Raw genomic sequence first — 26,987 nt, 5'->3', positions numbered from 1 at the left:
TTATTGACGATTTACAAATAAATAAAATAAAAATCCGCAGATACCTAATATAAAAGCAAATAGATAAATACCGATGTTTCCGTTTTGTATTCTTTTACCTTGTAAAGATAAAGCATATGTTATATCTCCAAATCCGAATACTAATTTTGAAACGAATTTTTCTGTATATTTTTTAAAGAAGCTTGATGCTGCATAAATAGGTTGCACAATTATAGCCATATAAATTTCATCTAGATAAAATTTATTAGCCAATACTTTGTGTAAACCCTGTACATTTTCATCTGCTTCAGGAACTTGTTTTTTAGAAATATACATATTGTAAGCAATAGCAATACCAATTAAAGCACCAACAGTTGCAATACCCATCAACATATAAGCAGTTCCATCTAAATGATGTGCTTCATGTGCTTTAAATAATGGAGCTAAGTAATGACTTAACCAATTGCTTCCTGGTAAGTTTATAGCACCACCTATAGTAGCTAATGCTCCTAATATTACTAAAGGAATAGTAATTAAAGCTGGACTTTCATGTAAATGATGTTTTTGATCTTCTGTTCCTCTAAATTCACCAAAGAATGTTAAATATAATAATCGGAACATGTAGAAAGCCGTCATAATTGATGCTATAGAGCCTAATACCCATAAAATAGTATTGTGATGGAATGCCGCCATTAAGATTTCATCTTTAGACCAGAAACCAGCAAATGGGAATATACCGGCAATTGCTAATGTTGATACTAACATAGTAGCAAAAGTTATTGGCATCGCCTTACGTAATCCACCCATGTTTCTCATATCTTGTTCGCCATGTAATGCGTGAATAACAGATCCCGAACCTAAGAATAAACAAGCTTTAAAGAAAGCGTGTGTAATTACGTGGAAAACAGCAACTTCATAAGCACCTAATCCTAAGGCTAAAAACATTAATCCTAACTGTGATACAGTAGAATAAGCTAATACTTTTTTAATATCGTTTTGAACTAAACCAATAGCAGCAGCAACTAAAGCAGTTATGACTCCAACAATGGCAATTACCGATTTTACGTCAGGGGTTAATTCAAATAAGAAATTCAAACGCGTAATCATGAAAATACCGGCTGTAACCATAGTAGCTGCGTGAATTAAAGCCGAAACTGGTGTAGGTCCAGCCATCGCATCAGGTAACCAAGTATATAATGGTAATTGAGCAGATTTACCTGTGGCACCAATAAATAAACATAAAGCGGCAACTGATAGTAGAGCAGGAGTAATTATGTTTTTACCTAAAGCTGCCTTTATTTCCATGAAATCTAAAGTGTTTAAGTAAAAACCTAAAACAAAAATTCCGATTAAGAAACCTAAATCACCAATGCGGTTCATAATGAATGCTTTTTTAGCAGCATCATTATAATCTTGGTTTTTGTACCAGAATCCGATTAATAAATAAGAACATAGTCCAACACCTTCCCAACCAATAAACATGATTAATAAGTTACTTCCAGCTACTAACACAATCATGAAGAAAACGAATAAGTTCAAATATGAAAAGAATTTATGCATGTTTTCATCGTCGTGCATATAGCTAATAGAATATAAATGGATTAATGATCCAATACCTGTTACAAATAATAACCATAAAACAGATAATTGATCAAATAAGAAATCAAAATTCACGTTGATTTTACCTAAGGTAAACCAATCAGCTAAATGAAATTTAGGAAGCGTATCACCTGCATTAATTTGAGAAAATAAGCAAAGTGTACATAAAAAAGATAAAACAACAGCCAATGTACCAACAATACCTGAGCCAGTTTTACCTAATGTTTTACCGAAAAAAGTGTTGATTAAAAAACCAACTAACGGGGCAAATAATAAAAGTAAAATAGTTGTATCCATCAGGCGCTTATCCTTTTAAATTTTTTAAATTATCAATATCAATATTACCAATGTTTCTAAAGATGGAAACTAAAATTGCTAAACCAACAGCAACTTCAGCTGCTGCAACAGCCATCGTAAAGAACACGAAAACTTGTCCAGAAGCATCTTGGTGATAAGAAGAAAATGCAACTAGTAATAAGTTAACAGCATTTAACATGATTTCTATAGACATGAACATGATGATGGCATTACGTCTATATAATATTCCGAAGGCACCAATACAAAATAGCAAAGCAGCTAAAATGATATAATTTTGGATACCAATTTCTTGTAATACGTTCATAGTTATATTTTTTCTTCTTTTTTAGAAATTAATACTGCACCAATCATGGAAACTAATAACAAAACTGAAGCAAATTCAAAGGGCACTTGGTATTCATTTAATAATACCTTACCTAAAACTTTTATCGATTGAAAATCTTCACCTGTATTGGCATAATCCATAACCTCAGGTTGCGCTGATTTTAATGCTGCAATTAATACAACACCTAAAATACATGCAGAGATTAAAGCGGCAAAAGAAACCCATTTAGGTTTTGAAACTTCGTCTTCTTTGTTTAAGTTCATTAACATCAAAGTAAATAATAATAATACCATGATGGCACCAGCATATACAATTACGTGTACAATAGCTAAAAATTGCGCATTGAATAACACGTAATGTCCGGCTAATGAAAAGAAACACACTACTAGGTATATAGCACTGTGAATTGGGTTTTTACTAAAAACAGTTAGGAAAGCTGTTCCTAATGTAATGGCTGATAAAATGTAAAATATAATCTCTAACATAATTAATTCAAAGTATTAGATTGTGTATTCATTTTAGCCATTTCTAAAGGCATTACTAACTTATCTTTTCCAAAAATGAAATCTTCTCTATCATAATCAGCGTTAGCGAATTTTCTAGATTTAGTTAAGTAAATGGCTTGTTTAGGACAAGCTTCTTCACACAAACCACAGAAAATACAACGCAACATGTTGATTTCATAGATTTCAGCATATTTTTCTTCACGGTATAAATGCTTTTCTTCTGGTTTGCGCTCTGCTGCTTTCATTGTAATTGCTTCGGCAGGACAAGATAAAGCACACAAACCACAAGCTGTACATCTTTCTCTTCCTTCTTCATCGCGCATTAGCATGTGTTGACCTCTATATACCGGACTAAATTCTCTTACTTGTTCTGGGAATTTAATGGTTACTTTTCTTCTGAATAAGTGTTTTAGAGTAGTAAATAAACCTTTGATGATAGTCCAAAGATAAATTTTCTCTAACCAAGTCATTTCTTTGTTAGAAACCACTTTTTTTCTTCCTGATAATGATATTTGTTCTACTGACATAATCACGAATTATTTAAATAATACCATTACAACTCCAGTTACAATGATGTTAACTACAGCTAATGGAATTAATATTTTCCAACCTAAATGCATTAATTGATCGTATCTAAATCTTGGTATTGTCCATCTTACCCACATGTAAAAGAAGATGAAGAAGCACAATTTCATAAATAAAGATAAAAACCCAAGTAATGCTGCTGTGTTCATTCCCCAGTTTTCTGTAACCCAAGCCATTCCCGGGAAGTGGTATCCTCCTAAGAAAACAATTGCTAAGATTGTCGAAGAAATAAACATATTTGCATATTCAGCAAATAAATAGAATCCCATTTTCATAGATGAATATTCTGTATGGTATCCACCAATTAATTCCGATTCACATTCTGCTAAATCGAAAGGTGTTCTATTGGTTTCAGCAAAGGAACAAATTAAGAATATGATGAATGCAACGGGTTGGTATAAAATATTCCAGCCATTTTCCGCTTGATAAACGGTTATTTCTTTTAATGATAAAGAACCAGTCATCATTAAGATAGCAATCATGGATAATCCCATAGCAACTTCATACGAAATCATCTGAGAAGAAGCACGAACTGCTGACATCAAAGAATATTTGTTGTTTGATGCCCAAGCTCCAATCATGATACCATATACTCCAATAGATAATACTCCAAAAATGTATAAAACGGATACATCAATATCAGTTGCTTGTAATAATACTCGCTGACCAAATACCTCAATTGTATCTCCCCACGGAATGACAGCGCTTGTAATTAACGCTGTACTCATAGCAATTCCAGGTCCTAATATAAATAGGAAACGGTTAGGCGTATTTGGGAAAAATTCTTCTTTTGTAAATAATTTGGCACCATCGGCTAAAGGTTGAAGTAAACCTGCCCAACCTGCACGGTTTGGTCCAATACGGTCTTGTAGCCAAGCAGCTACTTTACGTTCAGCCCATGTTGAATACATTGCCATTAACATAGTTAAGGCAAATACGGTAATAATAATTACACTTTTTTCTATGATAAATGCTGCTTCCATTAGTTTTCTTCTTTTTTAAATGGAACCTCAGTCATACTAATCTTCTTGCGATCTTCTTCGCGACCAAATAAGATTTGAGCTTCTGTATTAATCACTACTTTATCTAATTTTCTTGTATAATTATTTTGATTGATAACAGAATCTTTTTCGAATTTTTTAGGTCCTTCAATAACCCAGTCAGAAACTTCTTTTTTATCGTAACGACAAGTATTACAAATAAAGTTTTCTACTTCTCCGTATTGGTCTTTTCTTCCTGTTACACGTTGAATTTCGTTTCCAAACATCCAAACGGTTACTTCACCACAACAACCTGGAGTGGTACATTCTCTATGAGCATTAAAAGGTTTGTTGAACCAAACTCTCGATTTAAATCGGAATGTTTTATCTGTTAATGCACCTACTGGACAAACATCAATCATGTTTCCAGAGAATTCATTATCAATTGCAGCTGAAACACAAGTTGAAATTTGTGCATGGTCTCCACGGTTTAAAACACCATGAACTCTATTATCAGTCAATTGTTCAGCAACTTGTACACAACGTTGGCATAAAATACAACGGTTCATGTGTAACTGAATTTTATCACCAATATTCTCAGGCTCAAAAGTTCTTTTTTCTTCGATGAATCGTGTTTTTGCTTTTCCGTGTTCAAAGCTTAAATCTTGTAAGTGACATTCTCCTGCTTGGTCACATACCGGACAATCTAGTGGGTGGTTGATTAATAAAAATTCCGTAACCGCTTTTCTTGCTTCTGTTACACGGTCAGAATTTTTACTATTCACTTCCATTCCATCCATACATCCCGTAACACAAGAAGCTACAAGTTTAGGCATGGGTCTTGGATCTGCCTCACTTCCCTTGCTTACTTCAACTAAGCAACAACGACATTTACCTCCAGTACCTTTTAATTTCGAATAATAACACATGGCTGGTGGAACTAAATCACCACCAATCATACGAGCAGCTTGCAGGATAGTTGTTCCTGGTTCTACTTCTACGCTTTGTCCGTCTATGGTTACTTTCATTGTTATTTTTTTGTTTGAATAGTTTCAGGTTTTAAGTTTCAAGTTATTAAAACTTGGTACCTGAAACTTGAAACTAATTAAACTGTTTGATTACTTACTAAGTGGCGAACCTTTTCAAAAGGTTCATTCACAAAGTGATCTCTATTTTTTATTTTTTCTGGGAATCGGATGTGATATTCAAATTCTTCTCTGAAGTGACGAATTGCCGCAGCAACAGGCCAAGAAGCAGCATCTCCTAATGGACAAATGGTGTTTCCTTCAATTTTACTTTGAATACTTAATAATAACTCAATATCTTCTTCACGTCCGTGTCCGTTCTCAATGCGATGTAATACTTTTTCTAACCAACCCGTTCCTTCACGACATGGCGTACATTGTCCACAACTTTCGTGGTGATAGAATCTTGAAAAATTCCAAGTGTTTCTAACTATACAAGTAGTGTCATTATAGACAATAAATCCGCCAGAACCTAACATAGATCCTGTAGCAAACCCACCATCAGATAATGATTCGTACGTCATTAAACGATCATTTCCAGCAGCTGTTTTATAAATTAAATGTGCAGGTAAAATAGGCACAGACGAACCTCCAGGTACTAAAGCCTTTAAAGGTCGGTCGTCAATCATACCACCGCAATATTCGTCAGAATTAATAAATTCTTCAACAGAAACGCCCAATTCAATTTCATATACCCCAGGATTTTTAATATGACCAGAAGCAGAAATTAATTTAGTTCCCGTTGAACGTTCAATACCAATTTTAGCATATTCAGCACCAGTATTCATTACAATCCATGGCACAGCTGCAATTGATTCAACATTGTTCACTACAGTTGGATTTTGCCATAAACCACTAACTGCTGGGAAGGGAGGTTTAATTCTAGGATTTCCTCTTTTTCCTTCTAAAGATTCGATTAAAGCAGTTTCTTCACCACAAATGTAAGCACCTGCACCACAATGCACGTGTAAGTCTAAATCATATCCAGAACCTTGAATGTTTTTTCCTAACCATCCTGCTGCATACGCTTCTTTAATAGCTCTTTCTAATGTTTTAAACACCCACATATATTCACCTCTAATATAGATATATGATAAGTTAGCGCCTAAAGCATAACTTGATGTAATCATACCTTCTATTAATAAGTGAGGTATGTATTCCATTAAATAACGGTCTTTAAAAGTTCCCGGTTCAGATTCGTCGGCATTGCAAACTAAATGACGTGGTTTTCCCGATTTTTTATCGATAAAACTCCATTTCATTCCAACTGGGAATCCGGCACCACCACGACCTCTTAATCCAGAAGTTTTTACTTCTTCTGTGATTTCGTCTGGTGTCATTTTAAATGCTTTTTCCACTGAAGCATAACCTCCATTTTGGCGGTAAACTTCATAGGTTTTGATACCCGGAATATTAATTTTTTCTAATAATATTTTTCTTCCCATGGTATTATTTATCGTGTAAGGTTATTTTACCAGCTTTACATTCTTCAATCAATTGGTCGAATTTATCTTTTGATAATTTTTCATGATAAAAATCGCCTAATTGAAGCATAGGTGCATATCCACAAGCCCCTAAACATTCCACACCAACAAATTGAAATAATCCGTCTGAAGTTATTTCTCCCTCTTTTACTCCAAGTTTTTCTGAAGCATAATCCATTAAATCTTCCACACCACGAGTAGCACAACAAGATGTTCTGCAAAATTCAAACATATATTTTGCAACAGGTTTAGTGTTGAACATGGTATAAAAGGTAACAACTTCATACACTTCAATTGGAAGGATTTCTAAAATTTCAGCTACTTTATTTTGTAAAGCAACACTCAACCAATTGTCATGAGCATCTTGAACCTCATGTAAAACAGGTATTAAAGCAGACTTCTTTTTATCAGCAGGATAATGACTGATTAACTCGTTAATTCGAGTCATTAATTCAGGCGTGATATTAATATTTTGAGTTGCGTTTGATATTTCCATATTCTTAAGCGTCTAATTCGCCAGCGATTACGTTTAAACTTGATAATATTGCAATGGCATCAGAAAGCATAGCTCCTTTGATCATCTCAGGGTACGCTTGATAATAAATAAAACAAGGTCTTCTGAAATGTAAACGATAAGGTGTTCTGCTTCCGTCAGTAATTAAATAAAAACCTAATTCACCATTACCACCTTCAACAGGATGATAAACTTCTGCAACAGGAACAGGAACTTCTCCCATAACAATTTTGAAGTGGTAAATTAAAGCTTCCATATTGTTGTATACATCCTCTTTTGGAGGTAAGTAATAATCTGGAACATCTGCATGGTAAGGACCTTCAGGTAATTTGTCTAGAGCTTGACGAATGATTTTTAATGATTCCCAAACTTCAGCATTTCTTACACAAAAACGGTCGTAGGTATCTCCTGATTTACCAACCGGTACATCAAATTCAAAATCTTCATATGAACTGTAAGGTTGTGCCACGCGTACATCGTAATCCACACCTGCAGCTCTTAAGTTAGGACCTGTAAATCCATAACTAATTGCTTTTTCAGCAGATATTGGACCTACATTTACGGTTCTATCAATGAAAATTCGGTTTCTGGTAAATAAGTTTTCGAATTCTTCCCAAGCTTTTGGAAATTCTTCTAAAAAAGTATTCAATTTTTCAAATGCAGCGGGACTCCAATCTCTTTCAAATCCGCCAATTCTACCCATATTGGTAGTTAAACGAGCACCACAAATTTCTTCATAGATTTCGTAAATTTTTTCACGGAATTGGAAAACATATAGGAATCCTGTATAAGCACCTGTATCTACACCTAAAATTGAATTACAAATTAAGTGGTCAGCTATACGGGCTAATTCCATAACAATTACACGTAAATATTGTGCACGTTTTGGAACTTCTATATTTAATAGTTTTTCTAATGTCATCCACCAAGCCATGTTGTTGATTGGCGAAGAACAATAGTTCATACGGTCTGTTAAAGGGGTAATTTGATAAAACGGACGGTTTTCGGCAATTTTTTCAAAAGCGCGGTGAATGTAACCCACAGTTGGTTCTGCATCTAGGATTCTCTCACCATCCATTAATAGGATGTTTTGAAAAATACCATGAGTAGCAGGGTGTGTTGGTCCAAGGTTAAGGATAGCTAATTCACTTCCATCTTCGTTTTGACGCTCTTCAATATATTTATAGTAGCGATGATCTGCTGGTAATACTACATTTCCCATTTCTTAACGTTTAGCAATTGTTAATAGTTCTGCCAAAGAATCGGTCGTCTTTGTCTGTTCTACCTGAATCTTCCATTGGGAATTCTTTGCGCATAGGGAAAGAAATCATTTCATCCATGTTTAAGATTCTACATAAGTTAGGATGACCTTCAAAATGAATTCCATAGAAATCATAGGTTTCTCTTTCTTGCCAATCTGCTGATAAGAATAAAGAAGTTACAGAATTAATTCTTGGATGTTCTCCTGATAAGTAAGCTTTAATTCTTATCCTTTTGTTTTCAAACCAATTGTGCATATGGTATACTACACAAAATTGTTCGTTAGCAGGGTTGTCTGGATAGTGAATACCACAAACATCTGTAAGGAAATTGAAGTTTAATGAAGGTTCTTCTTTTAAGAATTTAATAATTTCAAGATTTGAAGTTGCTTCAACATCAAAAACAAACATATCAAATTCTGTTCTGAAGTTGAATACTTTTTCTCCAAAAGTATCTTGTAATTTAGTTTGTATATCTAATGATTCTAGTGCCATTGTTATTCAATGTTATAAGAAGCTAAAAGCTGTTTATATTCTTCTGAATTTCTTCTTCTCAAGTCTTCGTTTTTCACTAATTCTTGTAGATGTAAAATACCATCAATAATTTGTTCTGGTCTAGGAGGACATCCTGGAACATATACATCTACTGGAATAACTTTATCAATTCCTTGTAGAACAGAATAAGTGTCAAAAACACCACCAGAAGAAGCGCAAGCTCCAACAGCAACAACCCATTTAGGTTCCGACATTTGTTCGTAAACTTGACGTAAAATAGGAGCCATTTTTTTTGAAATAGTTCCCATTACTAATAACATGTCCGCTTGTCTTGGTGAGAAACTCACACGTTCTGAACCAAAACGTGCCATATCGTAATGTGAAGCCATTGTTGCCATGAATTCTATTCCACAACATGAAGTAGCAAAAGGTAAAGGCCACATAGAATTTGCTCGAGCAATACCAATTACTTGATCAAAACGGGTAGCAAAAAATCCTTCGCCTTGAACTCCTTCGGGAGCTTCTACTGTTTTTACATTTTTATTTTCCATTTTCTTGCAATTTTTATTCCCATACTAATGCTTTCTTCTTAATTACATAGAAGAAACCAATAAGTAGTAGAACCATGAAAATTCCCATTTTAATTAAACCATCCATACCCATGTCTTTAAAATTAACAGCCCATGGATACATGAAAATTACTTCCACGTCAAATAAAACGAAAAGAATGGCTACTAAAAAATACTTAACTGAGAAGGGAATACGAGCATTACCTGTCGATTCAATTCCACATTCAAAACTTTTATCTTTATTGGCAGATGATCTTTTTGGACCTAAAAGGTTAGAAATTACTATAGTACCGCCAACAAATCCAACGGCAAGTAGTACTTGCATTAGGATTGGTATAAAATCGTGTTGAGAAGTTTGCATTTTTATGCTATTTTAAAATAGCTACAAAAATAATTTGTCTCTAGGTATTATCAAAATTAAAACCTTAATTAAAAGGTTTAAATAAGGTAAAAAACAGTTATTTAAATCAATTCTAAATAATTTGGTAAAAGTGTAAAAAAAACGCCCTAAAAAATTAGAGCGTTTTTATGAGGTAATAAATTAATCGTTTATGATGACTACATTAGTTGCTACAATTCCTTTTCTACCTTCTTCTTCTTCATAACTAACATGGTCTCCTTCATTTAATTTGTCTCCTTTGATTCCTGTTACGTGTACAAAGATGTCTTTGCCTGTTTCTTCGTTAGTTATGAAACCAAAACCTTTAGTTTCATTGAAGAATTTTACTGTTCCTTTTTGCATTTTATGCGTAATAATAATTAATAATGTTTCAAAGATAGACTTTTAATTGAAATAAAAAAGTTTTTGTAAAAAAAAAAGCGAACAATTTGTTCACTTTTAATTTAAGTATTTTAAAACTTTTTAGTTTTAAAGAACGACAGTGATGTTTAATTCCTCTAATTGTTTGTTATCAATTATAGATGGGGCATCAATCATGACATCTCTTCCAGAATTGTTTTTAGGAAAGGCAATAAAATCTCTAATCGTTTCTTGTCCGCCCAAAATAGCTACCAAACGATCTAATCCAAAGGCTAATCCACCATGTGGCGGGGCACCGTATTGGAAAGCATTCATTAAGAATCCAAATTGGTTTTCTGCTTCTTCTTTAGAGAATCCTAATAATTCAAACATTCTTGCTTGCAAGTCTTTATCATGAATTCGGATAGAACCACCTCCAATTTCATTACCATTTAACACCATGTCGTAAGCATTTGCTCTTATAGCACCTGGATTGTCGGTAATTAAATGTAAATCCTCAGGTTTTGGAGAAGTAAATGGATGGTGCATAGCGTGGTATCTTTCACTTTCTTCATCCCATTCTAAAAGAGGGAAATCAACTACCCATAATGGGGCGAATTCGTTTGGTTTTCTAAGTCCTAAACGATTTCCAAGTTCCATACGTAAAGCACTTAATTGGCTTCTTGTTTTGTTTGCAGGTCCTGATAAAACTAAAATTAAATCACCAGGTTGTGCACCTGTAATTTCAGCCCATTTTTTTAAATCATTTTGGTCATAGAATTTATCTACTGAAGATTTTAAAGTGCCGTCTTGTTCATATTTACAATATACCATCCCAGATGCACCAACTTGTGGACGTTTTACCCAATCTATTAATGCATCGATTTCTTTTCTAGTGTAAGAAGCGCAACCAGGAACAGCAATTCCAACTACTAATTCAGCAGTATTAAATACACTAAAGTCTTTGTGTTGTGCTACTGTATTTAATTCACCAAATTGCATTCCAAAACGAATATCTGGTTTGTCATTTCCATAAGTTTTCATAGCATAGTCATAGGTAATCCTTGGAAATTTTTCCACTTCTAAACCATGAACTTCTTTTAATAAATGACGCGTTAATCCTTCAAACATGTTTAAAATGTCTTCTTGTTCAACAAAGGCCATTTCACAGTCAATTTGGGTAAACTCCGGTTGACGGTCCGCTCGTAAATCTTCATCACGGAAACATTTTACAATCTGAAAATATTTATCCATTCCTCCAACCATTAATAATTGTTTGAAGGTTTGAGGGGATTGCGGTAAAGCATAAAATTGTCCGGCATTCATTCTGCTTGGAACTATGAAGTCTCTAGCGCCTTCTGGAGTTGATTTAATCAAATAAGGGGTTTCTACTTCGCAAAAACCTTGGTTAGAAAGGTAATTTCTAACTTCCATAGCAACTTTATGACGAAATAAAAGGCTGTTTTTTACCGGATTTCTTCTAATATCTAAATAGCGGTATTTCATTCGAATGTCTTCGCCACCATCAGTTTCGTCTTCAATGGTAAATGGAGGTAATTGTGCTTCATTCAGTAAGTTTAATTCAGAAACTAAAATCTCAATGTCTCCAGTAGCAATATTTTTATTTTTAGATTCACGTTCAATCACAGTACCTTTAACTTGAATAACAAATTCTCTGCCTAAAGATTTTGCTTTTTCAAATACTTCTTTATCTGTTCTGTTTTCGTCAAAAATTAATTGTGTTATTCCGTAGCGGTCTCTAAGATCTACCCATGCCATAAAACCTTTGTCACGCGATTTTTGAACCCAACCTGCTAAAGTAACTTCCTGATTGATATGTGATGCGTTTAATTCACCACAAGTATGACTTCTGTACATTTATTTGTGTTTTTTTGCAAAAGTATAATATTTTTAAAAAAATTAGGTCTTTCGGAACGATAAATATTTTAGATCGATTTTATTCAAATTTCGTTTTTTATTTTAGTGAATTGTTATAAAACTGTAAAATAATCTGTAAAATTAATCTTATGTAGATTGAATTCTTTTTTTTAAATAGTAATGTGAATCTTAACAAGAATTTTGATTTTTATGTTGTAGAAAATTTTATATTTACGCTTGAAAAAATTAAATAAAGATAAAATGAAAAACACAACCACCTTGTTTGTTGCACTTTCGGCTAGTTTGATTAGTTTAACCGCCGCTGCACAAGCCAAAATTTCAATTAAAATGCAAAACAAACCTACAGACACTATATATGTTAAAGGTAGAGGTTTTAATAAGATGTTAGTTGCTGATAAAAAAGGTACTTTTCATGGGGCTTTTGATGTAACGGAAGGATTTTATAAGTTAGATACGGGTGAACAATATGCGGATTTATATTTAACAAATACTTCAAATTTAGAGGTGACTTTAGATTACAAAAAATTTGATGAAACATTAACATTTAAAGGAGCTGGAAGTAATGAGAATAATTACTTAGCAAAGAAAAACTTAGAAGAGCAACAAATGAATTTAGATGCCTTGATGGCGTCTAAAGATGAAGCAGAATTAAAAGTTGAAATAGATAAAGTAAGAAATGATATTTATTCTAAGTTTCCTTCTAATTTAAGTCCTTCTTTTGTAGCTAAATTAAAAGAAGACACCGAAAAGAATTTGAAATCATTAGAAGGATACATGAAAGAATCTTTTGAAGTGAAAAAATTAAATGGTTCTGCATCTCCTTCATTTGCTTACGAAAACACTGAAGGTAAGGTTGTTAAATTAGAGGATTTCAAAGGGAAATATGTATATGTTGATGTTTGGGCTACTTGGTGTGGACCTTGTAGAGCTGAAATTCCGCATTTGAAGAAAACGGAAGAAGCTTACCACGGAAAAAATATTGAATTTGTTAGTATTTCTGTTGATGTAATGAAAGACAAAGAAAAATGGAAAAAATTTGTTGCAGAAAAAGAACTAGGGGGTGTACAAGTTTTAGCGGATAAAGATTGGAAATCTGATTTTGTAACGGGTTATAAAATAAATGGAATACCTCGATTTATTTTGATAGGACCAGAGGGTAAAATTGTTAATGCTGATGCACCAAGACCTTCTTCACCAGAATTAGCTAAATTATTAGATTCAGTAGTGAAATAAATAGAAACTGCCTTAGGGCAGTTTTTTTATTAATTATTAACGAAATAAGATAAATTTGTTAGTCATAAGTTTTTACTTTTGCATAACTTTTAAACAAAATTAAAATGAGAGTAGCCGTAGTAGGAGCCACTGGTATGGTGGGTGAAGTAATGCTACAAGTGTTAGCAGAAAGAAATTTCCCTGTAACTGAATTAATTCCAGTTGCTTCTGAGAAATCAGTTGGTAAAGAAATTGAATGGAAAGGGAATAAATATACAGTGGTTAGTTTAGCCACTGCAGTTGAAATGAAACCACAAATTGCTTTGTTTTCAGCAGGTGGAGATACTTCAAAAGAATGGGCTCCAAAATTTGCGGAAGTAGGAACAACCGTAATTGATAATTCTTCTGCTTGGAGAATGGATGCGTCTAAAAAATTAATCGTACCAGAAATCAATGCGTCTCAATTAACAAAAGAAGATAAAATCATTGCCAATCCCAATTGTTCAACGATTCAAATGGTAATGGCTTTAGCGCCTTTACATGCGAAATACGATATTAAAAGAATTGTAGTTTCTACCTACCAATCCATCACAGGTACAGGAGTAAAAGCGGTGCAACAATTAGAGAACGAGTACCAAGGTATTCAAGGTGATAAGGCTTACAAGTATCCAATCCATAGAAATGCTATTCCACAGTGTGATGTGTTTGAAGAAAACGGTTACACTAAAGAAGAAATGAAATTGGTTCGTGAAACTCAAAAGATTCTTTCGGATAACACTATCGCAGTAACTGCTACAGCAATTCGTATTCCTGTAGTTGGCGGACATAGCGAAGCCGTTAATATTGAATTTGAAAAGGACTTTGATGTTAATGAAGTACGTTCTATTTTGGAAGCAACACCTGGAGTAACCGTACAAGATGATTTAGCCAATTATTCGTATCCAATGCCTATTTATGCTCAAGGAAAAGATGATGTATTTGTGGGAAGAATTCGTAGAGATGAAAGTCAACCTAATACTTTAAATATGTGGATTGTAGCAGATAATTTAAGAAAAGGTGCAGCTACAAACACCATTCAAATTGCAGAATATTTGGTAAAAAACCAATTAGTTTAATACTTTTGTAAGATGTTTAGAAAATATGTAAAGATTAATATTGCTCTAGCTGCGCTGCTTCTTTTTGTGGTGTGCTATCAGTCTTTGCATATTTTCTTAGACACTTCAAGCCATCATGTACATGAATCATCAACCCGTGATGTAGTGCATGTGTTTAAAAAAGTAGTAACAGAAAAAGACGATTGTCCTGTTTGTGATTTCGAATTTGCAGCCTTTTTATCTAGTGAAGTGTTTACATTTAAATTTGTAAATCCAACTTTTAAATTCCATTTTATTGATAATTATAAATCGATAGTTCAAGAAAAGGAATTTTTATTTTTCTCTCATAGAGGTCCACCTGCTTTTTATTAGTATTTGTTTAACTCTTCTTCAGAGTTTATCATAGACTTAGTAATTAACTATGTTCTATGAGTCTTTGTGTATTTACTAATAAATAAAATTTAAAATGAAAAAATATATTTTACTCATCATTTTGATGGGGTATACGTTCATGGGGTTTTCTCAAAATTCAATTCAAGGGGTAGTAAAATCAAAAGAAAATGAAAAGATTTCGAGTGCTAAAATTAGTGTTTCAGAATCTAATATTACTTCCCTTTCCGATGAAAATGGGGCATTTGAATTGAAAAATCTTCCAATCGGAAAACTAACTTTAATTATTGAAAAAGAAGGATTCGAATTGAAGTCTGAAACAGTACAAATCAGAACAAATGAAACTAAAACTATTGAAATAATTTTAGAAGATCATAACCATCATATTGATGAAGTTATTGTGTCTACAGTTTTTAATAAAACTCAGAAAGAAAATGTTATGAAAGTGGATCATTTGGTTTTGAAGAATATACAAAACCAAGGCGTAGTTAATCTTTCAGAAGCTATTGCAACGAATCCAGGTGTTACTCAATTGTCTACTGGAAATTCAATTGGGAAACCAATAATCCGTGGTTTAAGTGGAAATCGAGTGTTGACTTATGCACAAGGTATTCGTTTAGAAAACCAACAATTTGGAGAAGAACACGGGTTGGGGTTAAATGGGAATGGAGTGGAAAGTGTAGAAATTATTAAAGGTCCAGCTTCTTTATTATACGGTTCAGATGCTATGGGCGGGGTGTTGTATTTTAACCCTGAAAAATATGCTGCCACAGGCAAAACTAATTTGGAATTGAATCAAGTTTTTCACAGCAACACCCAAGGTTCCAATACATCATTTGGTGTAAAATCATCAACAGAAAAATTTAAATTTTTATGGCAAAATAATTATACAACTCATGCGGATTATACAACTCCTGATGGAGAAACTGTAGTGAATACACGTTTTTTAGAAAAAGACATCAAATTGGGTGCAGCCTATGAAACATCTCATTATACAGCAGATTTACGTTATAATTTTAATGCATTAAATTTAGGATTACCTGAAGAAGATATTGTAGATGAGTATTTTAGAACACCCTTATTTCCAAGTCAAAAAATAGATAATCATTTATTAAGTTTAAGTCAAAAAGTGTTCTTTGGAAAATCAAAATTAGAATCAACCATTGGTTATGTTTTCAATAATAGAAAAGAATTAGAAAGTGTTGATGAAGTTGCTTTATATATGAAATTAAAAACGTTTAATTACAATGTTCGTTACTATTTACCAACGATTGGAAAATTTGAAACTATTATTGGAATTCAAGGGTTGAATCAAAAAAACGCCAATTTCGGTGAAGAGCGTTTAATACCGAATGCTACATTAAATGATGTAGGAGCATTTGCAACTACTCAAATAAGCTTAAACAAAAACACCTTTCAGTTAGGTATTCGTTACGATCATAGAAAAGTGGATGCGGAAACGTTTGGTACTGAAGGCGAGGAAGGTTTTTTTCCAACAGTAAATCGAAAATTTGAAAGTTTTAATACAGCTTTAGGTGTTAAAACAAAATGGACCGATCAATTAATTTCTAGATTGAATGTAGCTACTGGTTTCAGAGCGCCAAATTTATCTGAATTAACTTCAAATGGGGTGCATGAAGGAAGTAACCGCTATGAAATTGGAAATGCCAGTTTAAAAAATGAGCAAAATGTGCAAGTAGATTTAAATTTAGATTATACTAAAGATCATTTTGATTTCTTTGTAAATGGATTTTATAATCATATTACTAATTATATTTTCATTCAACCAACGGGTGAAGAAATTGATGGGAATGTTGTTTATAATTATGTTCAAAATAATGCAGCTTTATTTGGAGGTGAGGCTGGAGTTCATTTGCATCCACATCCATTGGATTGGTTACATATTACAAGTAGTTATGAAATGGTATTTGGGAAACAAAAAGACAATTCAGATTTGCCTTTAATTCCCGCAAATGTTTGGAAAAACAACTTAAAAGCTAATTTTGATTTGAATTCAACGTTTAAAAACGCCTATTTTTATATTCAGGCTAATTATACACTAGCACAAAATAATATTAGTGTGTTTGAAACGGCAACTAACGATTATTTATTATTGGGTTCAGGTTTAGGAACTGATGTGGTTTTAAACAAAGTTAATTTTAAAGTATTTCTTTCTGGAACCAATTTGTTAAATAAAGAATACTTTGCCCATTTGTCACGATTAAAATCGGATGGTATTTACAATATGGGTAGAAATATTGTACTCGGATTAAATTTTAATTTATAAATTTAAGCCTGCAACTAATGCAGGCTTTTTTTAAACCAATATAAATATGAATTCTAAAATTATTGTTTTCTCATTAATTATTTCTGCAAGTATGACTGCTCAAAATAGCACTTATCCAAAAACTAGAAAAGGAAATCAAATCGATACCTATTTTGGTACTGAAGTTTCAGATCCTTATCGTTGGTTGGAAGATGATAGAAGTCCTGAAACAGAAGCTTGGGTTAAAGAACAAAATAAAGTTACTTTTACTTATTTGGAAAAAATTCCATTTCGAGATAAATTGAAAAAACGAATGGAAAAATTGTGGAATTATGAAAAAATCTCAGCACCATTTCAAGAAGGAAAGTTTATGTATTTCTATAAAAATAATGGATTACAGAACCAAGCAGTTTTATACAGAAAAGATGCTTCAGGTAAAGAAGAAGTTTTTTTAGATCCCAATACATTTTCAACAGACGGGACAACTTCTTTGGCAAGTGTGCATTTTACAAAGGATGGAAGTTTAGTAGCTTACGCCATTTCTGAAGCAGGAAGTGATTGGCGAAAAGTAATTGTTTTAAATGCAGAAACAAAAGAAAAAATTGGCGAAACATTAGTAGATATTAAATTTAGTGGTGTTTCTTGGTATAAAAACGAAGGGTTTTATTATTCGAGTTATGATAAACCAACAGGAAGTGAATTGTCTGCAAAAACAGACCAACACAAGTTATACTATCATAAATTAGGCACCAAACAATCAGAAGATAAGGTCGTTTTTGGCGGTGATATAAAAAGAAGGTATGTAGGCGGATTTGTTACAGAAGATAATTTCTATTTGGTTATTTCTGCGGCTAATGCCACAAGTGGAAACGAATTGTATTTAGTCGATTTGACTAAACCGAAATTTGAAATCCAAACTATTGTAGATAATATGGCTTATGATTATGATGTTATTGATAATAGAGGAAGTAAATTGTATGTGTTAACAAATAATGGAGCACCTAATAAAAGATTAATGATTATGGACGGGAATAATCCCGAATTACCTAATTGGTTAAATTTAATTGATGAAACAGAAGATGTTTTAAATGTTTCAACTGGGGGAGGCTCTATTTTTGCTCAATATATGAAAGATGCGCTTTCAGTAGTAAAGCAATACAATTATGACGGAGCATTACTTGGCGAAATTAAATTACCAGGTATTGGTACGGCAAGTGGTTTCTCTGCAAAAAAAGAAGATAAGATAGTGTATTATTCTTTTACAAATTATGTTACACCAGGGACTATTTATGCATTGGATGTAAAAACAGGAAAATCGGAATTGTACCAAAAGCCCAAAGTTGATTTTAAATCAGAAAAATATATTTCAGAACAGGTTTTTTATACTTCAAAAGATGGGACCAAAATTCCTATGATTATAACCTACAAAAAAGGCTTGAAGTTAAATGGGAAAAATCCAACCATTTTATATGGTTATGGAGGATTTAATGTAAGTCTAACACCAAGTTTTAGTGTGGCAAATGCCGTATGGTTAGAAAATGGAGGTGTTTATGCAGTAGCCAATTTAAGAGGTGGTGGTGAATATGGAAAGAAATGGCATGATGCAGGTACACAATTAAAAAAGCAAAATGTATTTGATGATTTTATTGCAGCAGCTGAGTTTTTAATTTCTAAAAATTATACTTCTTCATCTTTTCTTGCAATTAAAGGAGGTTCAAATGGAGGATTATTAGTGGGTGCTTGTATGACTCAACATCCAGATTTATTCAAAGTAGCTTTGCCAGCAGTGGGTGTTTTAGATATGTTGCGTTATCATACGTTTACGGCAGGAGCAGGTTGGGCCTATGATTATGGAACAAGTGAACAAAGTAAAGAAATGTTTGAATACATTAAAGGATATTCACCGGTACATAATGTGAAGAAAGGAATTCAATATCCAGCAACATTAGTGACTACTGGAGATCATGATGATAGAGTAGTTCCTGCTCATAGTTTTAAGTTTGCTGCTGAATTACAAGACAAGCAAACGGGAAGTAATCCAACTTTAATTAGGATAGATGTGAATGCCGGACATGGTGCGGGTAAATCAACACAAGCAATTATAAATGAACAAGTAGATCTGCAAGCATTTACGTTGTTTAATATGGGAATAAAAAAGGTTAAGAAATAAAATGAAAAAGGCTGCAACTGCAGCCTTTTGTATTAAAAATTATCTCCGTCTAATAATCGACCTACGCCACCTAATAAACTTCCTTCTTCTTTTCCACCACCATTCTGAGGAGCATTGGCTAAAATTCTTCCTGCTAAACGGCTAAATGGTAACGATTGAATGTATACCGTTCCAGGTCCGCGTAAAGTAGCATAAAACATACCTTCGCCGCCAAAAATAGTATTCTTAATTCCACCAACAAATTCAATATCAAAATCAACATCTTGTGTATATCCTACCACACAACCCGTATCGATTCGCATGACTTCACCTGGAGCCAATACTTTTTTAGCTAAAGTTCCTCCTGAATGCACAAATGCCATTCCATCACCTTCAATTTTTTGCATAATGAATCCTTCTCCTCCAAATAAAGCACGACCTATTTTTTTAGAGAATTCTATTCCAACGGATACACCTTTAGCTGCACATAAAAAGGCATCTTTTTGACAGATAAATTTGCCGTTGTATTCTCTTAAATCAATGGCAATAATTTTTCCAGGGTAAGGAGATGCAAAAGAAACTTTTTTCTTACCTAATCCTTGATTTTGAAATGCCGTCATAAATAAACTCTCACCGGTTAAAACGCGTTTACCAGCTGATAACAATTTACCCATGAATCCTTGTTGTTGTTGGCTGCCGTCTCCAAAAATGGTTTCCATTTTAATACCGTCTTCCATCATCATAAATCCGCCTGCTTCTGCAATAACAACTTCTTGAGGATCTAATTCAATCTCTACATATTGCATTTCTTCCCCATAAATATGGTAATCTATTTCGTGTGCAATCATTATTATAATTTTTAAAATTTATAAATAAGTAGTTTAAACTAAAAAAATGTTACGGGATTATTGATTGAAAGTATAAATTAACGCTCTATGGTTTTTTTTCTAATGATTAAATTGAATAGTTTATACCCAGTAATTCTTCGGAAAGTTTTCATAAAATTTGCATCAAACCCAACAGTGTATCGTCTAAAGTTGTGATTTGGATTTTCAGCTATTTGGTATAATTTTTCAACAATTTTTTGAGGTAAATCGGTATTCTTGCATGATTTTTTCTCCAATAGAATTGAAATTTTATTCATTAGATTGTTATAGGAACAAATATCTGTGTTTTGACATTTTGTTACATTTTTTTGAAAAGCTGTTGGAGCATTTCCAAATTGAACGGTTGAAACACTTATGTTAAAAGGATATAACTCATAAGCCATACATTCTGAAAAACTTTCAACCGCTTGTTTAGTTGAATGGTAAAAATTACCAAGTGGTAAATTGACTAAGCCAGCTACAGAGGTAATATTAATTATTTGACCAAAATTTTGCGTTCTTAAAATAGGAATAAAAGCGCGACAAATTTTCACTACTCCAAGCCAATTTACATTAACAATCATGTTGATTTTTTCATCTTCTGAAAGCTCAACAAAACTTCTGTAACCTACACCCGCATTGTTAATAATGGTGTCAATTCTTTTATGGTTTTTAAGAATTTCATTTTTTGCACTTTCAATACTTTCGGTTGAGGTTACGTCTAATCCGTAAGTATAAATATTTGAAATACCTTTAAATTCTTCAATTTCTTTACATACATGCATAGTAGCAATAACAGTCCAGTTTCTACTTGCAAAATGCAGTGCCGTTTGTTTGCCAATTCCGCCACAAGATCCTGTTATTAATACGGTTTTATTCATGTTTAGTAGTTGAGTTTAGTTAATAAAATATATTGAGCAATTCTTCTTTGTTTTTTTGTAATGTAAGCGGAAGAATTTACGGGTTTAAACTTTCTGGGATTAGGAAGAATTGCAGCGATTCCTGCGGCTTGCATTCGAGTTAAACTTTTACAATCTTTATTGTACCAATGTTTACAAGCAGCTTGTGCACCATAAACCCCATCACCCATTTCAATACTGTTTAAATAGACTTCCATGATGCGCTCTTTCCCCCAAATTAATTCTATTAGAACGGTATAATAGGCTTCTAAAGCTTTTCTAAAATAACTTCTCCCTTGCCACAAAAACACATTTTTAGCGGTTTGCTGTGAAATGGTACTTCCTCCTTTTAATTTTTTACCTTTAAAATTTCCAGTGGCCGCTTTTTGCATGGCTTTAAAATCGAAACCACTGTGTTTGCAAAAATTACCGTCTTCACTAGCAATAACGGCTTTTTGTAAATTTTTTGAAATCTCTTCGATGGGTACCCAATCATGTTGCGTTTCAATATCTTTTCCTGCTGCAGAATTTTCAAAATAACGAATAACCATTAAGGGTGTAAATGGAACAGGAACAAATTTATATAGCAATACAAAAAATAAACTGATGATGTTAAACCACAATGCAAACTTCCAAGTAAAGCGCCATAGTTTTGATTTCCATGTGCTTTTACCTGAATTAGATTTGTTATTTCTTGATGTAGGTTTTGTTTTTGAAATTGGTTTTTTGGTTGCCATTATTCGATTCTTGAATGGTAAAGTACAAAAATACATTATTAAAGATATTATTTAAAATTTAAACTAAATTTTAATGAAATGTTAGATTATGTTTAAAATTGTAAAAATAGTTGTATAAAAAAATGAAAATTATATAGTTATGTAGAAAATAAAATTTTGTAAGAAAAAATTTTTATATTTCATCTGTTTTTTATTTATTTGCAAGAAAATATTGTATAAATAAAAATTTATAAAAATTATTATTTGTGTTACTTTTTACATTAACAAGTATGCTAACATTTGCTAACACAGGGGAGAAAAAAATGACTGTTACTTTAAATGAGAAGGCAACAGTTGAAGCTAAGGCAAAAGTTGAAAATGAAGAATTAAAAGTCGTTACTTGTTATATTCAAGTTGATGGTGAATTTGAAGCATATGAATATAGTTGTTTTTTCTGTAGGGGAGGAGCTATGAATGGATGTTACGCGGCGGGTTGTCAGTTTTATGCAACTTGTGGAAACTAATTAAAATTGATTTGTTATAATGTTTAACAAATCGGAAATCATAAGGCTGGAATCTTTTAATATTCTAGCCTTTTATCAATTAATGTCAGAAATTAAAATAATCATGAAAACAAAAATAATATTCGTCTTTTACTTTTTTTGTAATTCAATTTTTGCACAACAAATAATTTTTGAATATTCTCAAAAAATAAATAGGCCTTCAGATGACTTAAATTTGAAATATCAATTGATAATGGAAGATGATAAATCCTTAGCAAAAGTAAAAGATATAAAAGATATTACACAAATTGAAAATCATACAGATTTTGATTTTGGAGGAATAAATGATTCTGTAGTAAGTTATGTTTATAAAAATCAAGATTTTCCAAGATTTGTTAGAATATCAGAAGAAAAAATTTTTAAATCATATTCTGAAAATCAAATGTTTGTTTCAACTCCAGATAATTTCAAAGAAAACCATAAAGTAATTAAAGATAGTTTGGACATTTTTAAATGGGAATTTTTAGAAGATGTTAATGATACTATAATATTAAATTTTCATTGTAAAAAAGCAAAAACAAGATTTAGAGGAAGAGATTATGTTGCTTATTATTCAAATGAGATTGCAAATTTTGGTGGTCCATGGAAATTTGACGGTTTACCAGGCTTTATTGTAAAAATATATTCAATAGATGGTTTTATTGATATCAACCCAATTTCTATAAAGATTAATCCAAACTATGTTTCAATAATTAAAAATCCTTTTGAGAATAAAAAGTTTATATGGTTTAAAGATTTGAAAAATGTTATATTAAACGAAGAGAGAGAACATTTTAAAAGAGCAAAATCAGCAAATCCATACTTAACTTCTTATAAAAAATCTGCCGGACTAAAAACTATAGAAGATTTAGGGTTAAATTATGAGAGAAAATATGAATAAAATATTTTTTTACTCACTTACTGTAGGACTCTTTTTTTTAAATTACAGCTTTTCTCAAACATTTAGTTTTAAAATTAAAAAAGACAGAGGAAATGGACAATATATTAATGTGATTTTTAAAGATGTTCAAACAAATAAGATTATTGAATATACAAGAATTAAGTTTGGAGAAACTAAGTATAAAACTAAAAATATTTTTCAAAGTGTTATTCTTGAAATAAGTTCGACAAATTATAAAAGTGTTAATGTTACTCTTCAAAATATTGACTTAAATGAAGAAGTTTTAATTGATCAAATGCTTTTTTTAAAAGATGAAAAAGTAATAGAAGAAGTAGTTGTAAAAAAATCACTGCCTTTTAAAGTAAAAAAAGACACGGTATCTTTTGATGTTAAACACTATACTACTGCTGGTGATAAAAAAATTGAAGATGTTTTAAAAAAAATGCCAGGAATAGAAGTTGATGATAAAGGAGTCATATCATACAAAGGAGTTAAAATTGAAACTATCAATCTAGATGGTGATAATATACTGGGAGACAATTATAAGATTGCTTCTAAGAATATAAATGTAGAAATGATTGATAAGGTAGAGGCTATTGAAAATTTCTCATTAAATCCCCTGTTAAAAGGAATTGATAAAAATGGTAAAACAGCATTGAATTTACAATTTAAGAAAAATAAAAATCAATGGATAGGAGAATTGTCAAATTTAATTGGTTCAAGTTTTAAAGATAAAGAACACTATTATTCAAATAATTATATTATTCAATTGTCGAGTAAATCAAAAAGTTTTTCAACTTTAAACCTAAATAATATTGGCAGAACAGACGATTCGTTTAAATATAATATACTAAAAAGTGGTATTGAATATATAGAAAATAAAGATTTAAAATCAACAAAACTATTTGAGTCTAAAATTTTTAGTCCTAATATTGATCCTTTAAGATATAATAATAATTGTCAATATTATTTTTCATACAATAACCTGTTTAAATTAACTAAAAAGACTAATTTAAAAATTAATCTAGATTTTTTAAATGATAAGATTAATTCTATACAATTTAATTCACAATTAGTTTTTTCAAATAATGCCAATTTAGAACTAAAAGACCAAAATACTGCATTAAATAAAATAAGTATTTTTCGTTTTAACCCAGAATTTACATATAGAATTTCAAATAATATGAACATTGAATTTTATTCTAATAACTTATTTGAGAAAGAAAAAAATTCTAATAATTTTATAAAAAATAATAATCTGCTTTCAAATAATAATGTAAAGACAAGTAACAATTTTACATCTAATAAAGTATCTTGGTCGATAAAACTAGATAATTTTAATTTTCTGCAAATTAATGCCTATCATTTTTTGAATGATACACCTCAATACTTGCATAATTATTTAGATGAAACAAAAAATCAACTAAGTGAATATAACAAAAAATTACAAGTTTATGATTTTTTGTTTTTGGGGAAGAAAAATAAATTAAACTATAGTTTTTTTGTTATTTATAATAGAAAAAAAGTGTTCTATAAATCAGTAAATAATGATTTTATAAATCATTCTAATTTTAATAACGAAAATTTTAATACAGAAATTAACTTAAAATATGAATTGAAAAAAATTCAATTTAGTTATAACTCAATTTTTTCTAATTATTATTTGAAGATAGATGAAAAGAAAAACAATTTTTTTAGATATCAGCCTAAAATAAGAGTGGAGTATAAAAATAATTCAAATAAATATTATTTTAATTATGAAAATACTATTTCGACAATATCTGACGAGAATATATTTGAAAATAGAATAATACAAACCAATAGAATTTATTATTCTAATGAACCTAATCTTGATTTTCAAAAAAATGAAAAATATACATTTGGGTTTATAAAGTTAAATTTAAGTAATGAAAAAAGTTATAATTTTTTAGTTTCACATTTTGTAAACAGGTCTTTTTTTATGCAGAAGCTTTATATTGATGCGTATTTTACAGAAATTAAAAATGTTTTTTATAATTTAAAAAAAGAAACAACTAATTTTTCATTTAGATATTCCGATTACATAAAAACACTTTCTTTAAGGACAGAATTAGTTACTTCGTTTGCCTATAATAAATATCCAAATATTCTGAATAATTCTGATATAAGAAACAATTCAAACTATAATTGTAATTTAACTTTAAAGTTAACTTCTGGATTTATTTCAAAAATTAATTTTCAAGAAAAAGTATTTTTTGATTATTTTAAATCAGAAAATGAAAGTCTAGAAAATAAATTGACAACTTTAAAAAATGACTTGCTACTATTTGTAAATATTAATTCTAATAATAAAATAAAAGTTACTAATAATACTTTTATTCCAAATTTACATAATTATAAGTCTTATAATTTTCTAGATTTTGAATATAAATACATCTACAAAAAGGCGGAATTTTATTTTATTATGAATAATATATTGAATCAAAAATTTTGGTCTACAGAATATAACGACGATTATTCTGTTTCAATAGCTACAACAAACTTAATAAATAGATATGCTTTAATCGGATTTGATTATAATTTTTAAACTAAATCTGCTAATTCTTGTCCTATTAAACTGCCTATTGCTACGCCCATGCCTCCCATTCGAACACCACAATAAACATGATTGGAAAGTTGTTCTACAATAGGTTTTTTGTGATTTCCAACACCCATAATACCACTCCATCGGTGTTCAATTTCATAAGAAGTATTTGGCAAAATTACTGTTTTTAATAATTCTTCCAAACGGTTCTGAATTAATTCTGTAGTATCTAATTCTGTCGTGGTTTCACCTTCAAAGTCAAGGTTACGTCCACCTCCAAATAAAATTCTATTGTCAATATTCCTAAAATAATAATAACCTTTATCTAAATGAAATGTACCTTTAATGTCTAGATTTTCTATAGGTTTAGTGATTAAAACTTGTGCTCTCGCAGGGACAACTTGCTGGTTTGTTAATTGACTAGCAAATCCATTAGTTGCAAATAAGAGTTTTTTAGTTTTGAAGGAGCAATCATTGGTTTCAACTTCAACTTCATTAGTTAATTCGGTATAACTTGAAACTGTTTGATGGTTCAAAATAAAAATATCATTCTGATGGGCTTTTTTTAATAATGCTTGCATCATTTTACCCGTATCAATTTGTCCTTCAAAAGGATTGAAAATTAAATATTCAAAGGTGTTTCCAAATTCAAAACGGTCTATTTCTTTAGAAAAAACATCGGTTTTAAATAAGGGCTTTACAATATCATTGATAAAAGAAATACGTTGTAAACATTCGTTGTAAAATGATTCATCTTCTTTTAAAAATACTTCATAACCCCCAAAGGGTTTGTAATCTATACTAGTGTCACCTAAATTTTTGCGTAACAAATTTAATCCTTGATACCTTTTTGAAATCAATTGAATTACTTCTTCTTCGGAATGCGTTTTTAAATCATCTATGATTTCAGAAATACTTCCAAAACAGGCAAAACCTGCATTTTTGGTACTGGCACCTTGTGGTAAAACTCCTTTTTCAAGAATTAATATTTTTGCTGTTGGAAATTTTTCACGTAAACGAAGCGCAGTATGGATACCTACAATACCACTACCAACAATAGTAAAGTCGACATTAGAAAACCAGCTTTTTAATTCCCAATAACTTAATTGCATT

Annotated in this window: 26 protein-coding genes; 8 read left to right on the top strand and 18 right to left on the bottom strand. The window is 31.3% G+C overall.

Annotation, left to right across the window (positions count from 1 at the left end; translation table 11 throughout):
* The 14 genes from nuoL to aspS all read right to left on the bottom strand — a co-directional run bounded on the left by nuoL (nucleotide 1) and on the right by aspS (nucleotide 12,255).
* On the bottom strand, nucleotides 1–1,875 hold the full coding sequence (gene nuoL, locus KQS_RS12420) for an NADH-quinone oxidoreductase subunit L (protein ID WP_014389525.1): 1,875 nt from the start codon (nucleotides 1,873–1,875) through the stop codon (nucleotides 1–3).
* Nucleotides 1,876–1,882: 7 nt separating this feature from the next.
* Nucleotides 1,883–2,200, bottom strand: a complete 318-nt coding sequence (gene nuoK, locus KQS_RS12415; RefSeq protein ID WP_014389524.1) for an NADH-quinone oxidoreductase subunit NuoK — start codon at nucleotides 2,198–2,200, stop codon at nucleotides 1,883–1,885.
* Between the two features lie 2 nt (nucleotides 2,201–2,202).
* Nucleotides 2,203–2,706, bottom strand: a complete 504-nt coding sequence (locus KQS_RS12410; protein ID WP_014389523.1) for an NADH-quinone oxidoreductase subunit J family protein — start codon at nucleotides 2,704–2,706, stop codon at nucleotides 2,203–2,205.
* Between the two features lie 2 nt (nucleotides 2,707–2,708).
* Nucleotides 2,709–3,254, bottom strand: a complete 546-nt coding sequence (locus KQS_RS12405) for a NuoI/complex I 23 kDa subunit family protein (RefSeq protein ID WP_014389522.1) — start codon at nucleotides 3,252–3,254, stop codon at nucleotides 2,709–2,711.
* Between the two features lie 9 nt (nucleotides 3,255–3,263).
* The gene (gene nuoH, locus KQS_RS12400; protein ID WP_014389521.1) at nucleotides 3,264–4,295 is read right to left on the bottom strand and encodes an NADH-quinone oxidoreductase subunit NuoH; all 1,032 of its coding nucleotides are present in this window, start codon (nucleotides 4,293–4,295) and stop codon (nucleotides 3,264–3,266) included.
* Nucleotides 4,295–5,320, bottom strand: a complete 1,026-nt coding sequence (locus KQS_RS12395; RefSeq protein ID WP_014389520.1) for a 2Fe-2S iron-sulfur cluster-binding protein — start codon at nucleotides 5,318–5,320, stop codon at nucleotides 4,295–4,297. Before KQS_RS12395 ends, nuoH begins: the two co-directional genes overlap by 1 nt.
* 77 nt (nucleotides 5,321–5,397) lie before the next feature.
* Complete coding sequence (nuoF, locus tag KQS_RS12390) at nucleotides 5,398–6,762, bottom strand: NADH-quinone oxidoreductase subunit NuoF (RefSeq protein ID WP_014389519.1); 1,365 nt, start codon at nucleotides 6,760–6,762, stop codon at nucleotides 5,398–5,400.
* 4 nt (nucleotides 6,763–6,766) lie between these two features.
* On the bottom strand, nucleotides 6,767–7,297 hold the full coding sequence (locus tag KQS_RS12385) for an NADH-quinone oxidoreductase subunit NuoE family protein (RefSeq protein ID WP_014389518.1): 531 nt from the start codon (nucleotides 7,295–7,297) through the stop codon (nucleotides 6,767–6,769).
* A 4-nt stretch (nucleotides 7,298–7,301) separates the two neighbouring features.
* Entirely contained in the window at nucleotides 7,302–8,537 is a 1,236-nt protein-coding gene (gene nuoD / locus KQS_RS12380; protein ID WP_014389517.1) for an NADH dehydrogenase (quinone) subunit D, read from the bottom strand.
* A gap of 10 nt (nucleotides 8,538–8,547) precedes the next feature.
* A complete protein-coding gene (locus KQS_RS12375; RefSeq protein ID WP_014389516.1) occupies nucleotides 8,548–9,069 on the bottom strand; it encodes an NADH-quinone oxidoreductase subunit C in 522 nt (173 codons plus the stop codon).
* A gap of 2 nt (nucleotides 9,070–9,071) precedes the next feature.
* Nucleotides 9,072–9,620 carry an NADH-quinone oxidoreductase subunit B gene (locus KQS_RS12370; protein WP_014389515.1) on the bottom strand — a complete coding sequence of 183 codons (549 nt, stop codon included), beginning with the start codon at nucleotides 9,618–9,620 and terminating at the stop codon, nucleotides 9,072–9,074.
* A 13-nt stretch (nucleotides 9,621–9,633) separates the two neighbouring features.
* Entirely contained in the window at nucleotides 9,634–9,999 is a 366-nt protein-coding gene (locus KQS_RS12365; protein WP_014389514.1) for an NADH-quinone oxidoreductase subunit A, read from the bottom strand.
* A 180-nt stretch (nucleotides 10,000–10,179) separates the two neighbouring features.
* A complete protein-coding gene (locus KQS_RS12360) occupies nucleotides 10,180–10,380 on the bottom strand; it encodes a cold-shock protein (RefSeq protein WP_014389513.1) in 201 nt (66 codons plus the stop codon).
* 126 nt (nucleotides 10,381–10,506) lie between these two features.
* A complete protein-coding gene (gene aspS / locus KQS_RS12355; RefSeq protein ID WP_014389512.1) occupies nucleotides 10,507–12,255 on the bottom strand; it encodes an aspartate--tRNA ligase in 1,749 nt (582 codons plus the stop codon).
* Nucleotides 12,256–12,516: 261 nt separating this feature from the next.
* Between aspS and KQS_RS12350 the strand changes: the two genes are divergently transcribed.
* From KQS_RS12350 to KQS_RS12330, 5 genes are all read left to right on the top strand, one after another.
* Nucleotides 12,517–13,509, top strand: coding sequence for a TlpA family protein disulfide reductase (locus tag KQS_RS12350; RefSeq protein WP_014389511.1), 993 nt, complete (start codon nucleotides 12,517–12,519; stop codon nucleotides 13,507–13,509).
* Nucleotides 13,510–13,613: 104 nt separating this feature from the next.
* Nucleotides 13,614–14,603 (top strand): aspartate-semialdehyde dehydrogenase, encoded by a 990-nt coding sequence (locus tag KQS_RS12345; RefSeq protein WP_014389510.1) that lies wholly within the window; start codon nucleotides 13,614–13,616, stop codon nucleotides 14,601–14,603.
* A gap of 12 nt (nucleotides 14,604–14,615) precedes the next feature.
* Nucleotides 14,616–14,954 carry a hypothetical protein gene (locus KQS_RS12340; RefSeq protein WP_014389509.1) on the top strand — a complete coding sequence of 113 codons (339 nt, stop codon included), beginning with the start codon at nucleotides 14,616–14,618 and terminating at the stop codon, nucleotides 14,952–14,954.
* A gap of 94 nt (nucleotides 14,955–15,048) precedes the next feature.
* Nucleotides 15,049–17,259: a TonB-dependent receptor gene (locus KQS_RS12335; protein ID WP_014389508.1), complete on the top strand. Its 2,211-nt coding sequence runs from the start codon at nucleotides 15,049–15,051 to the stop codon at nucleotides 17,257–17,259.
* Between the two features lie 46 nt (nucleotides 17,260–17,305).
* Nucleotides 17,306–19,408 carry a prolyl oligopeptidase family serine peptidase gene (locus tag KQS_RS12330; RefSeq protein ID WP_014389507.1) on the top strand — a complete coding sequence of 701 codons (2,103 nt, stop codon included), beginning with the start codon at nucleotides 17,306–17,308 and terminating at the stop codon, nucleotides 19,406–19,408.
* Between the two features lie 32 nt (nucleotides 19,409–19,440).
* Here the strand turns inward: KQS_RS12330 and KQS_RS12325 are convergent, their stop codons facing one another.
* The 3 genes from KQS_RS12325 to mtgA all read right to left on the bottom strand — a co-directional run bounded on the left by KQS_RS12325 (nucleotide 19,441) and on the right by mtgA (nucleotide 21,889).
* Nucleotides 19,441–20,235 carry a TIGR00266 family protein gene (locus tag KQS_RS12325; RefSeq protein WP_014389506.1) on the bottom strand — a complete coding sequence of 265 codons (795 nt, stop codon included), beginning with the start codon at nucleotides 20,233–20,235 and terminating at the stop codon, nucleotides 19,441–19,443.
* A gap of 77 nt (nucleotides 20,236–20,312) precedes the next feature.
* Nucleotides 20,313–21,134 carry an SDR family NAD(P)-dependent oxidoreductase gene (locus tag KQS_RS12320; RefSeq protein ID WP_014389505.1) on the bottom strand — a complete coding sequence of 274 codons (822 nt, stop codon included), beginning with the start codon at nucleotides 21,132–21,134 and terminating at the stop codon, nucleotides 20,313–20,315.
* A 2-nt stretch (nucleotides 21,135–21,136) separates the two neighbouring features.
* Nucleotides 21,137–21,889, bottom strand: coding sequence for a monofunctional biosynthetic peptidoglycan transglycosylase (mtgA, locus tag KQS_RS12315; RefSeq protein WP_014389504.1), 753 nt, complete (start codon nucleotides 21,887–21,889; stop codon nucleotides 21,137–21,139).
* A gap of 269 nt (nucleotides 21,890–22,158) precedes the next feature.
* Here mtgA and KQS_RS12310 point away from each other — a divergent pair, with 269 nt between their 5' ends.
* The 3 genes from KQS_RS12310 (at nucleotide 22,159) to KQS_RS12300 (ending at nucleotide 25,877) form a co-directional block, all read left to right on the top strand.
* Nucleotides 22,159–22,392: a hypothetical protein gene (locus KQS_RS12310; protein WP_014389503.1), complete on the top strand. Its 234-nt coding sequence runs from the start codon at nucleotides 22,159–22,161 to the stop codon at nucleotides 22,390–22,392.
* A 103-nt stretch (nucleotides 22,393–22,495) separates the two neighbouring features.
* On the top strand, nucleotides 22,496–23,311 hold the full coding sequence (locus KQS_RS14100; RefSeq protein ID WP_157868430.1) for a GLPGLI family protein: 816 nt from the start codon (nucleotides 22,496–22,498) through the stop codon (nucleotides 23,309–23,311).
* Nucleotides 23,304–25,877, top strand: coding sequence for a hypothetical protein (locus KQS_RS12300; RefSeq protein ID WP_014389501.1), 2,574 nt, complete (start codon nucleotides 23,304–23,306; stop codon nucleotides 25,875–25,877). The genes KQS_RS14100 and KQS_RS12300 overlap by 8 nt, the downstream gene beginning before the upstream one ends.
* On the opposite strand, the gene KQS_RS12295 is transcribed toward KQS_RS12300, so the two are convergent.
* A complete protein-coding gene (locus tag KQS_RS12295) occupies nucleotides 25,874–26,986 on the bottom strand; it encodes an NAD(P)/FAD-dependent oxidoreductase (protein WP_014389500.1) in 1,113 nt (370 codons plus the stop codon). The two genes, KQS_RS12300 and KQS_RS12295, sit on opposite strands and share 4 nt — an antisense overlap.
* Between the last annotated feature and the right edge of the window lies 1 nt (nucleotide 26,987).

This window comes from Flavobacterium indicum GPTSA100-9 = DSM 17447 (assembly GCF_000455605.1).
Taxonomy (GTDB): Bacteria; Bacteroidota; Bacteroidia; order Flavobacteriales; family Flavobacteriaceae; genus Flavobacterium; species Flavobacterium indicum.
This window is presented reverse-complemented; position numbering and strand designations above follow the sequence as displayed.